Annotated in this window: 9 protein-coding genes; 4 read left to right on the top strand and 5 right to left on the bottom strand. The window is 37.2% G+C overall.

Going from position 1 to position 12,010, the window contains the following annotated elements; genetic code table 11:
* The first annotated feature begins 34 nt into the window (after positions 1–34).
* A complete protein-coding gene (gene paaE, locus FRZ67_RS10195; RefSeq protein WP_147189450.1) occupies positions 35–1,114 on the top strand; it encodes a 1,2-phenylacetyl-CoA epoxidase subunit PaaE in 1,080 nt (359 codons plus the stop codon).
* A 2-nt stretch (positions 1,115–1,116) separates the two neighbouring features.
* On the opposite strand, the gene FRZ67_RS10190 is transcribed toward paaE, so the two are convergent.
* Positions 1,117–2,025 (bottom strand): diacylglycerol/lipid kinase family protein, encoded by a 909-nt coding sequence (locus tag FRZ67_RS10190; RefSeq protein WP_147189449.1) that lies wholly within the window; start codon positions 2,023–2,025, stop codon positions 1,117–1,119.
* A 281-nt stretch (positions 2,026–2,306) separates the two neighbouring features.
* Between FRZ67_RS10190 and FRZ67_RS10185 the strand changes: the two genes are divergently transcribed.
* Positions 2,307–2,774, top strand: a complete 468-nt coding sequence (locus FRZ67_RS10185) for a hypothetical protein (protein WP_147189448.1) — start codon at positions 2,307–2,309, stop codon at positions 2,772–2,774.
* A 55-nt stretch (positions 2,775–2,829) separates the two neighbouring features.
* Here FRZ67_RS10185 and FRZ67_RS10180 read toward each other — a convergent pair whose 3' ends face one another.
* Complete coding sequence (locus tag FRZ67_RS10180; RefSeq protein WP_147189447.1) at positions 2,830–3,018, bottom strand: hypothetical protein; 189 nt, start codon at positions 3,016–3,018, stop codon at positions 2,830–2,832.
* A gap of 150 nt (positions 3,019–3,168) precedes the next feature.
* Positions 3,169–4,974 carry an AMP-dependent synthetase/ligase gene (locus tag FRZ67_RS10175; RefSeq protein ID WP_147189446.1) on the bottom strand — a complete coding sequence of 602 codons (1,806 nt, stop codon included), beginning with the start codon at positions 4,972–4,974 and terminating at the stop codon, positions 3,169–3,171.
* A gap of 339 nt (positions 4,975–5,313) precedes the next feature.
* Between FRZ67_RS10175 and FRZ67_RS10170 the strand changes: the two genes are divergently transcribed.
* Entirely contained in the window at positions 5,314–7,095 is a 1,782-nt protein-coding gene (locus FRZ67_RS10170; RefSeq protein ID WP_147189445.1) for an ABC transporter ATP-binding protein, read from the top strand.
* Positions 7,096–7,239: 144 nt separating this feature from the next.
* Here FRZ67_RS10170 and FRZ67_RS10165 read toward each other — a convergent pair whose 3' ends face one another.
* Together FRZ67_RS10165 and alaS are read right to left on the bottom strand one after the other, a co-directional pair.
* Positions 7,240–7,950, bottom strand: coding sequence for an OmpA family protein (locus FRZ67_RS10165; RefSeq protein ID WP_147189444.1), 711 nt, complete (start codon positions 7,948–7,950; stop codon positions 7,240–7,242).
* Between the two features lie 93 nt (positions 7,951–8,043).
* The gene (gene alaS, locus FRZ67_RS10160) at positions 8,044–10,800 is read right to left on the bottom strand and encodes an alanine--tRNA ligase (RefSeq protein ID WP_147189443.1); all 2,757 of its coding nucleotides are present in this window, start codon (positions 10,798–10,800) and stop codon (positions 8,044–8,046) included.
* 221 nt (positions 10,801–11,021) lie between these two features.
* Here alaS and FRZ67_RS10155 point away from each other — a divergent pair, with 221 nt between their 5' ends.
* Positions 11,022–11,993 carry a M23 family metallopeptidase gene (locus FRZ67_RS10155; protein WP_147189442.1) on the top strand — a complete coding sequence of 324 codons (972 nt, stop codon included), beginning with the start codon at positions 11,022–11,024 and terminating at the stop codon, positions 11,991–11,993.
* Positions 11,994–12,010 lie beyond the last annotated feature (17 nt).

Raw genomic sequence — 12,010 nt, 5'->3', positions numbered from 1 at the left:
CTTAGCGTCTCTGCGGTGCATAAATAAGATTACAATGTCTGTTCATTTTGAGAAAATTCGTGTAAAAAAAATTAACAGGGAAACCCCTGAGTGTGTTTCTATCACGTTCGATATTCCTGAGACACTTGCAGAGCGGTTTGCATACAAGCATGGTCAGCATTTGAATATGCGTACATTTTTAAATGGGGAAGAAGTAAGACGCTCATATTCTTTATGCAGTTCTCCATTAGATAATGAATGGAAAGTTGCGGTAAAAAAAGTAGACGGTGGTGTATTCTCCTCTTTTGCAAACAGTGTACTGAAACCAGGCGATGAAATTGAACTGATGCCTCCAATGGGGCATTTTTTTTGTGAACTGGATGCTGCAAATAAAAAATCTTATGTAGCATTTGCAGCGGGTAGTGGTATTACGCCGGTTTTATCAATCATTAAAACAGTGCTTTCAACCGAACCTCATAGCAATTTCACATTAGTATATGGCAACCGCAACAGGGCTTCTATTATTTTTAAGGAAGAACTGGAAGCGTTGAAGAATAAATATATCAACAGGTTTAGTATTATTCATACGCTGAGCCGTGAAAAAACAGACGCAGCTATAAATCATGGCCGAATTGATATTGCAAAATGCGAAGCTTTATTTGTAAAGGCAGTTGATATAAAAGCCGATGAATTTTTTCTCTGCGGTCCCGAAGAAATGATCTTTTCTGTAAAAGATTATCTGGAAGCACATAACGTTGATAAAAAGAAAATTCATTTTGAATTGTTTACAACTTTAGAAAGTAAAAAGTCAAAAGTAAAAAGTCAAAAAGAAGAAATTGATAATACCGCGAAAAGCCATGTTACAGTAAAGCTTGATGGTATTGCATTTGATTTTGATATGCCGTTTAACAGTGATGATTCTGTATTGGATGCTGCAACAAAAAAGGGCGCTGACTTGCCATACAGTTGCAAAGGTGGTGTATGTTGTACCTGCAAAGCTAAATTACTCGAAGGCGAGGTGACAATGGATGTACATTGGGGACTGGAGCCTGAAGAAGTGGAAGAAGGATTTATTCTTACCTGTCAATCGCACCCCGTTACAGAGAAGGTAGTAATTGATTTTGATATTAAGTAACCCTAGTTTTTTGAAGGCTGCAACAGATCAAAACAGTCTTTGATAATTTCAAACTTTATCTGCGCGGCAGTTTCCTTTGGCTCGCCATCAATATGTAAAGGAGCCTGCTTAATATTATTAATTGTTATTGTATCCGTTTGAAAATACAATACATTCTTTTTGCTCATTGCTTCTACCAACTGCTGCATTTTATTGTTACCACGTAACTGTTTTAAAATAGCAAAAGGCAGTTTTGCCTTATTCATCTTCTGCACAATTACCACATCCAGCATACCATCATTCAAGCTTGCTTTTGGTGCAATAGTAAAATTATTGCCAAATTGATTTGCATTAGCCACACTTATAAAAAATGCTTCTGTAAAAAGGGAAAATCCATCTACGGAAACTTCAAACTGGTAAGGATGTGCTTTAAAAAAATTAATGATGCTTTGCTGTGTATAAGTAATTAACCCTCTGCTTGATTTTGCTGCAAAATCATGCGCCACCTTTGCATCAAAGCCAATACCGCTAAGCATACAGGAGAATTCCTCATTCACTTTAAAAGCATCTACAACAGACGATTTCCCTTCCAGAATAATTTTGGTAGCCTTTGACACATTCTTAGGAATACCTGCTGCAAATGCAAAACCATTACCACTGCCAAAAGGTATAATACCAAAACGAACTTTTTCCGTACGCAATGATTGTACTACCTGGTTTACAGAAGCATCGCCGCCAATGATCACAATATCTGTAATATTTTCTTCCCTGATCTTTGCTTTTAGGAAATCGTAATCACCCGAAGCAACGGTGGGTAATATTTCAAATGGAATTTGCTGTTTTTTAAAAGTTGCATCTATATGCTTGAATGCTGAATCTTTCTTTGTTCCGCCGGAGATAGGGTTCGCAAGAAAAATAATTTTTCTTTTCATAAGGCATTGTCATTAGCGTCGCAGAGTATTAACAATACACAAATGTATAAACATTAATATTGAACAACTGGATTCCCGCATCTGGTGATAAGGCTTTATCAAAAAATTAATCTTTTGAAGCGTTGTTATAACTTGTTTTTAATAATGAATCAATATTTTATGATTCCAGCGCGTAAATAAGAATTGAGCTTTCGTTGCGTCGCACACTTCAACATTATATCCTTCCTGAAATTGTTTTTTGTGATTGTATATTGTTCTTTATTTTTATAAAAATTAAACCCATGAAAAAATTAATGTCCTTACTCTTAGCTTCAGCTTTAATTGTATCCTGTACAAAATCTGATGTAGTAAAACCATCAACCGTTTCTACTACAGATAATTCCAATGCTGTAACAGCAAAAAATACTTTAGCCCTGCTTACAGCAAATACATGGATTTACGTCAGGTATTACACATCCTCAGACAGCATCGGTTCGGGAACACTTGCTTACAAAAGAGGTCGTGTGAATAATATTATTGCGTTAGACAACAACACTGTAAAATTCAACATCGATGGTACAGTTGATGAATTTGATAATGATGGAAATTACATTCCAGGTACATGGAGTTTTACAAATGATGGGAAAACTTCAATGGTGGTTAATAATTCCTATGGCACATTTTATTCTGATATTCTAAAACTTTCGGCTACGAAATTTGTTTGGAATGGCCCTTACAGTCTTACAACAGGTATTATGCAACCGAAATAATTGTCTTATGCAAATTATTAAAACAGAAACGCGCCGCAAGCGGCGCGTTTCTGTTTTATGAACCCCCTGCTTTTCTTGGTGCAGAAACGCTGTTGCCTTTTTTGGCCGATGAAATATTTTTATTCACCATAAAGGACGAGCCTTTTGCATGTGAACCACCACCGCTGCTTTTTGTAACCATTCCGGAAGCTGCTGCTTTTTTTGGCGGCTTTGCTTTTGATCTTTTTGAATTTGATTTTGCCATAATTATTTGTTTGGTTAGTTATGTAAGAATTGTCTGTAAAGTTACGAATGGTAAATCATAACCATCATTTTGCTCATTATTATTCAGAACCCTTAAGTGAGTGACACAACAGGCGATGCCATTTATTCTACTGCTTGTCCCCTAACATTATTACGCATAAATTCTTTCAATGACATCTTTATATTTTTCCATTACGATCTTTCTTTTTAAACTCATTTTCGGTGTCATTTCACCTGTTTCAATGCTCCATTCACGTGGTAGCAATTCAAATTTCTTGATCTGTTCTACATGATTAAAATTAGGGTTCATTTCTTCCACAATATTTTTATACAGGTCAAGCACTTTAGGATTGTTGATGGCTGCTTCATTTGTAGTAAAAGGTATGCTTTGTTGCAGCATCCACGATTTAAGCATAAGAAAGGAAGGTACGATCAATGCGCCAACAAATTTTCGTTCTGCACCAACTATCATTATTTGTTCAATATAAGGACTGCTTTTTAATAAATTTTCTATGGGTTGTGGTGCTACATATTTTCCACCACTTGTTTTAAAGAGTTCTTTCTTTCTGTCTGTGATCTTTAAAAACCTGTATTCAGGATGCTTTGTATTTTCTACCCATGTACCAATATCACCTGTGTGCAGCCATCCATCAATAACAGTTTCGGCTGTAAGATCGGGGCGTTTATAATAACCTTTCATTACCGTATCACCACGCACAATTATTTCGCCATCTTCGGCCAGTTTAACTTCAATGCCATTCATTGCCGGCCCAACAGTACCATATTTGGTGAGCCCCGGCCCCTGCCTGTTAACAGCAATTACAGGGCTATTCTCCGTAGGGCCATAACCTTCATAAACCGGAATTCTTGCAGCGTTAAATATGCGTAATAATTTCTCCTGGCAGGCGGCCCCACCTGTAATGATAAATTTAATATTGTTACCAAGTGCTTCTCTCCACTTACTGAAAATAAGTTTGTTTGCAAGTGCGAGTTGCATGTTATACCACGGGCCACCACTTATATTGTTATCATATTTTTCTCCAAGTGCCACTGCCCAGAAAAATAATTTTCTTTTTACACCGGTAAGCTCACTACCCTTGCTCATTATTTTTTCATAAACTTTTTCCAGTAATCTTGGTACGGTATCAAACCCATCAGGTTTTATTTCACGCAGGTTATCTGCAATAGTATCAAGGCTTTCTGCAAAATAAATACTGATGCAATTGAACATATAAATGTAAGACGTGCATTTCTCGAATATATGGTTCAATGGCAAAAAGCTCAATACTTTATAAGAAGGGTTTTCGGGGAAAGGAAAACTCTCAATACCAAAGCGTGCACAGCTTACAATATTTTTATGCGTAAGCATTACGCCTTTTGGTGTGCCCGTTGTGCCTGATGTGTAAATGATGGTTGCAAGATGCTCTTCAGGTGTAGATTGTTTTAATGTCTCTACCTTTTGCAGTGTTTCTGCCGACGACATATTTAGCACCATCGTCCAGTGGTCTACATTATTGATATGATCAAATGAATAAATATTTTTTATAGAAGGCACAAAGGCGCAAATACTTTTTACTTTTTCATAAAGATCCTGGCTGCTAACAAAAATATATTTAACCTGTGCATCATTTAAAATGAATTGTAACTCGTGTGCATTAGTTGTAGGATAAATAGGCACCAGCACAGCGCCTGTTTGCTGCACGGCCATATCTGTGAAAAGCCACTCAGGCCTGTTATTGCTGATGATCGCAATTTTATCAACACCTTCATCACTCATATCATTGCCACCAACACCAAGCTCAAGCAATCCGGCGGTAAAACTATCAACTGTTTCTTTTACTTCAGTGGTGCTATATGTTCTCCAACTGCCATTAACCTTTGCTGCAAGCATATCTGTTTTAGGATGCTTGTGCAACTGCAGCGCTACGCAATCAAATAATCTTTTTGGTTTATCCATGACCGGCGATCGTTGTTAATTATTATTTCAAATATATGTACTTGAGTCTGCATATATCGTAAACGTAAGGTATATAAAATGGATCAAATAAAAAAAGTAACAACAGGTGTTTTGCAACATACTTTTTTGTACTTAACTGCATTGCTGCTATTGAGCTTTTGTTGTGTCACTCACTTGTACATTCTTGCCTTTATGCAGCATTTAAGAGGTCTCCGCTTAACAGTTACTGCCAATAAGTCTTGTTCTGTTTTATATATCTTGTGTGGTGCATTATTTGATTATAGAGTAAATTCCTTTTAATTTCAGGAACTAATCAAAACTATATTAAACGGGCATATTATGAAGATATTGATGCAATATTTGAAACCTTACAAAGGGCTGGTATTACTGGCCTTACTGCTGGCAGCTATCAACCAGACCTTTTCCATGTTCGATCCTTTGATTTTCGGTAAAATAATTGATCACTTTGCAAATCATCCTAAAACATTTGATGATGGAACAGCAAGAGATGAAAGCCAGTTTATCAGTGGGTTGCTGTTATTCCTGGGAATGCTTGTTGGCACAGCTATGGTCAGCAGGATTGCCAAAGCATTTCAGGATTATTTCTCCAGTGTTATCATTCAGAAGTTTGGCGCAAAAATTTTTACGGACGGATTAAAACATTCCATGCGCCTGCCTTACCAGGATTTTGAAGACCAGCGTAGTGGCGAAACATTATCTATTTTAAATAAAGTTCGCAGCGATACAGAAAAATTTATCAGCAATTTCATTAATATTTTATTTGGCATTTTAGTAAGTGTTGTGTTTGTAAGTATTTATTCTTTCAGGCTGCACTGGAGCATTATGCCCATTTATTTTTTAGGTACGGTAATAATTGGTGTGGTGACAAACCTGCTGAGTAAAAGAATAAAGAGCATTCAAAAAAATATTGTAAAAGAAACAAACGCACTGGCAGGTTCCACTACAGAATCATTGCGCAATATAGAGTTGGTAAAAAGTCTTGGTCTCACCGAGCAGGAAGTAAAGCGGTTGAATGTAAACACATATAAAATTCTCGGGCTGGAATTAAGAAAAGTAAAAAGCATTCGTGCATTGAGTTTTATACAAGGTACCATGGTCAATTTTTTAAGACAGGTATTGACCTTTACTTTTCTATGGCTCATATTCAGAGATATTATTACTACAGGTGAAATGATCTCTTTGCAGTTTTATAGCTTCTTCATTTTTGGACCATTGCAGGATATTGGTAATATCATCATTTCTTATCGTGAGGCAGAAGCCTCTTTAAATAATTTCGATGGGTTAATGAAAAGAGCCGTAGAACCAAAGCCGGCTTCTCCAAAATCTGTTGGGGCCATTGAAGAACTTGAATTCATCAATGTTTCTTTCCAGCATAAAACCGCACAATACAAAGCACTTGATAATATAAGCTTTGATGTAAAGAAAGGTGAAACCATTGCATTTGTTGGCCCTTCAGGATCGGGAAAAAGCACACTGGTAAAATTATTGGTAGGTTTATACAGAACCAATGAGGGGAAAGTGCTCTACAATAATATTGATGGTAACCTTATCAACTTTGACGAGCTGCGTACACAGATCGGTTTTGTAACACAGGACACACAACTTTTTGCAGGCACAATTAAAGAAAACCTGGTATTTGTAAACCCATCTGCAACAGATGATGACCTGCTCGATGCAATGTATAAAGCCAGTTGCCAGAATTTATTGGCACGGGCAGAAAAAGGTATTGAAACAGTAATCGGCGAAGGTGGTTTAAAATTAAGTGGCGGTGAAAAGCAACGATTAAGTATTGCGCGTTCATTGTTGCGTCATCCGCATTTATTGATCTTCGATGAAGCAACATCATCACTTGATTCTATTACGGAAGAAGAGATAACTTCTACTATCAAAAATATTTCGAAAGAGAAAGAACAAATTACGGTACTTATTGCCCACAGGTTAAGTACGATTATGCATGCAGACCGGATATTTGTTTTGGAGAAAGGCCAGATCGTTGAAACGGGTACACACCAGCAACTGATAACAGATAAGGGCTTGTACTATGCAATGTGGCGCCAGCAGATCGGCGAAAGAAAATATGCAGCTGCAACTGTTGCGTAAAATTTAAAAGACCTGTTGGTTTTTTTAATACCTAACAGGTCTTGTTATTATTATTTGTTCAATTAAATTCTTCAGCTGAAGAGTGCGACGCAACAGGTGATGCTATGAAAAACTGCAGCCGGGCTCATAAAAAATCATGTTCAATTATTTTGCTCTCACATTAACAGAGATTCTCCTGTCTTTTTGTTTTTCTTCATCGGGTGCATTTGCAGCGGCTTTTGCAAACTGTGAGCCATAACCTTCTGCGCCCACTAATTGTGCAGGATTTGCGCCCGCTTTCTTTAAAGCATTAACAACAGCATCCGCTCTTGCCTGCGATAACTGCATGTTTAGTTTTTCATCACCGGTCTTATCTGTATATCCACCTATTTTTATTTTTACCTTAGGATATACTTTAAGTATTACGGCAATATTATGTACCTGGTGCATGCTGGAATCGGTTAACTCTGCGCTGCCTGTTTTAAAATTAAGATCATCAAAATCGAACCAGCGGTTTTTACTGATACTATCTACGGGGTTCTTAGACATGATATATAAAATCAGTTTGTTCTCTATTCCATTTTTATACGCTGTTATTTCTGTGCTGTCTGAAAGTCTTATAGAGAGCGACTTCCTGAGAGTTATATGACTGCTGTCGGGAACAATTGCTTCTGCAGCCGTATCTTCAACATATGCAATGCCCGGCACAGATGTATCATTGACTCCTTTCATAAAATACAATACGAGGCCTGCGGCTAATACGATCAGCAACAAAGGCAACAGCCAGCCCATGTTGTATGTTTTTTCAAAATATACAATGTTCTCTGTTGATGATCCGTCTTTTGACAGATCGTTTAAAGAATGATCAGAAGACATGAGAAAATAAAATTTTAGTTTTCAGTAAATAACGGGCAACAGCAGGATTTTATAATAACAAGTTTACTTCCTTTTTATTGGTTTACAAAAAAGTTATAATAATGCCTTTACTTTCTCAATTACCTGTTGCAAATTACTGGTGTCCTGGCCTCCTGCGGTAGCCAACGTTTTTTGTCCGCCACCGCCACCTTTTATTAATGGTGCAATATGTTCTTTAATGATCTTTGGTGCGTCAGTATTTTTTGCTGCAATAAAATTATCATCCATAGAAACAGCTACGGAGGCTTTGCCTTCTATATTGGCTGCAAGTACAACTATATAATTATTCAAAGATGTTTTGAGATCGAACGATAATTTCTTTAATGCATCGGCATTACTTACTTCCAATACTTCCCCAATAAAGTTGAAGCCGTTAATGATTTGGGCTTTGTCAACCAATTCACTTTTTATAGCAGCTAATTGTTTTGCTTCAAGGCTTTCTACTTTCTTTTTTAGCTCATTATTTTCTGTAACAAGGTTTTCCACTGACTTTTGTATTTCCTTCGGATTTTTTAGTGTCTCACGAATTACACCAAGTGTTTCGAATTGCTCTGCAATTAATTCTTCTGCAGCTTTACCACTAACTGCTTCTATTCTTCTTACGCCTGCTGCAACAGCGCTTTCATGTTTGATCTTAAAGAAACCCAGTTCACCGGTATTGCAAACATGTGTGCCGCCACATAATTCTATGGAGTAATGCGGATCAATAATTACTACACGCACAGTATCTCCATACTTCTCACCAAACAATGCCATGGCACCCATAGCAATGGCTTCGTCTTTATGCATTTGTTTTATTACGACAGGAATATTGGTTCTTATCTTTTCGTTTACGAGTATTTCTATCTGCGCAATTTCTTCATCGGTAACTTTTGCGAAATGAGAGAAATCGAAACGCAAATGTTCATTATTCACAAGGCTTCCTTTTTGCGCTACATGTGTGCCCAATACTTTGCGTAAAGCTGCATGCAGTAAATGTGTTGCGCTATGATGAACTTCTGTTGCTTTTCTTTTTGTAACATCCACTTTTGCAAAAACTTCTCCATTCAAGTCTGCAGGAATTGAGTCTGCAAAATGTATGATAAGGTTGTTTTCTTTTTTTGTATCGGTAATGATTATTTCTTCATTGTTGAGCAATAGCTTTCCTGTATCACCAACCTGTCCACCGCTTTCTGCATAAAATGGCGTTGCTTCCAGAACAATTTGAAATGCTTCTTTGCCTTTTGCTTTTACTTTTCTGTACTTGGTAACTTTTGTTTGTATCTCCATTGAATCATAACCAACAAATTCATTCAATGCATATTCATCTAAAACAATCCAGTCTTCTGTATCTATTGCTGTGGCTGCACGGGAGCGGGATTTTTGTTTAGCCAATTCCTTTTCAAATTCTTTGACATCAACTTTCCAGCCTATTTCTTTTGCCATTAATTCTGTCAAATCAATCGGAAAGCCGTAAGTATCGGTTAACTCGAAAGCAAACTTGCCAGGAATTGTTTTTTGAGTTACTTCAAGCGATTGAGGATTAACTATAACCTTTTTCCCCTCTTGAATATCATAAGGAAATTCATCGCCGAGTTCTTCATTATATGCATGAGTCGCTTCTGGGAATTGCTCACGAAAATTAATATATGAATTGAACTTAGTAATACCTTTTCCAAGTGTTTTTAAAAAAGCATCTTCTTCTTCTTTTACCACTTTGCTTACAAAATCTAATTGTTGTTCTAACTCAGGAAATACATTTGCAAATTGTTTTGCAATAACAGGCAATAGCTGATGCAGTAATGGTTGCTTATAATCCAAATAAGAATAGTAATAGCGGACTGCTCTTCTTAATATTCTTCTTATAACATAGCCTGCACCGGTATTAGATGGCAACTGTCCATCCGCTATAGTAAATGATATTGCACGGATATGATCTGCAATTACACGAAAAGCAACGGCCTCCCTCCAACTCCCTCCGGTTGAGGGAGAGTTAATTGCGGTTGCATTATATTTTTTACCAACTATATTTTCTGTTGCTGCAATCGTTCCTGTAAAAACATCTGTATCATAATTAGATGTATTATTTTGTATCACACGCACCAAACGCTCGAAACCCATACCGGTATCTACATGTTTAGCGGGTAATGGTTCAAGGCTCCCGTCTTTTAAACGATTGAATTGTATAAATACATTGTTCCATATTTCTATCACCTGGGGATGATCATTATTCACCAAAGTTTTGCCATCAACTGCTTTTCTTTCTTCATCCGTTCTGCAATCAACATGAATTTCTGTACATGGTCCGCATGGCCCTGTATCGCCCATTTCCCAGAAATTATCTTTCTTATTGCCTAATAATATGCGGTCTTCTGCAATTACTTTTTTCCATTCATTGTATGCTTCTTCATCTTTGGGTAAATTCTCTTTTACATCACCTTCAAAGATGGTTACGTATAAACGGTCTTTATCCAGTTTATAAACTTCGGTAAGTAATTCCCAGCTCCAGGCAATAGCCTCTGCTTTAAAATAATCACCAAAGCTCCAGTTGCCCAGCATCTCAAACATAGTGTGGTGATACGTATCAACCCCTACTTCTTCAAGATCGTTGTGCTTACCACTTACGCGCAAACATTTTTGTGTATCGGCAACACGTGTATATGGTGCTTTTTTGTTACCCAGGAAATAATCTTTGAACTGGTTCATACCTGCATTGGTAAAAAGCAAAGTGGGATCGTTCTTTACAACAATAGGAGCAGAAGGAACTATATGATGACCTTTCGATTGAAAGAAATCTAAAAACTGTTTTCTTATTTCAGCGCTTGTAAGCATAATCGTCAATCAAAATTTAGAATAGTATTAAGTTTGTAAGCCTTTATCTTTGTTCGCTTACGGGTGGCAAAGGTAAGATTAAGAAAGTTTACAGTTTTATGTTTAGTGTTTAAAGTTGTGCGGATCAAACTGCTGAATAATGATAAAAATGCACAAGTGTGCGACGCAACGAAAGTTAAATAGTTATTCATAAGTTGGGCCCATAAATATTTGCTTGCTCAATGAAGAAAGTAAAGTACTACTACAATACACATACACTCCGGTATGAAAAGCTGGAAACCCCACTGCGGGTAAGACTTTTACGATTATTTGGTTTTATTGCTGCAACGCTTGTTGCTGCCGCAATTATTGTTGCCATTGCTTTCGAATATATTGAATCGCCCAAAGAAATTTTATTGCGCAAACAGAATGATGACCTTCGTGATCAATATTCTATTTTACAACAACGTACCGATGATTTGCAGAAACAAATGCTGGAACTGGAAAACCGCGACAACAATGTATACCGCGCTATTTTTGAAGCTACACCAATACCTGATAGTGCAAGGCTAAAAGAAATGGAAAAAAGTAAAGAAGTGCAATTGGTGCAAAGTATGGGCGAAACAGAACTGGTGAAGAGTTTAACCACGCAGCTGAACACATTGAGTTTACGTGTTGCTTACCAGCAAAAATCCTATAGCGATATTGATGCAATGATAAAAGACAAAGAAAAATTGCTGGCTGCTATCCCTGCGATACAACCTGTAAGTAATAAAGATCTGCGGCATATTGCATCGGGTTTTGGTTATCGTGTAGATCCTGTTTATAAGATCACGAAATTTCATGCAGGTCTTGATTTTGCTGCAACACAGGGCACGCCCATTTATGCCACTGCCAATGGCGTGGTAAAAGAAGCCTCGTACGATGCAGGTGGTTATGGCAATCATGTTGTCATCAATCATGGTTACAGTTATGAAACTTTATATGGCCACATGGTGCGTATTAAGGTGCATATTGGTGAGCAAATAAAACGCGGCGAAGTAATAGGTTGGGTGGGAAGCACGGGTAAGAGTACCGGACCGCATTGTCATTATGAAGTGCATAAAGGTGGCCAGCCTGTTGATCCCGTTTATTTTTTCTACAACGATCTTACACCTGAACAATACGACCAGGTATTGAAATATGCAAAAGCTGCTAATCAAAGTTTTGATTAGGAAATTTTTAAGATCCC

This window comes from Panacibacter ginsenosidivorans (genome assembly GCF_007971225.1).
In the GTDB taxonomy this organism is placed as follows: domain Bacteria; phylum Bacteroidota; class Bacteroidia; order Chitinophagales; family Chitinophagaceae; genus Panacibacter; species Panacibacter ginsenosidivorans.
The sequence above is the reverse complement of the archived record's forward strand: the minus strand, read 5'-3'. Positions and strand labels throughout refer to the sequence as shown.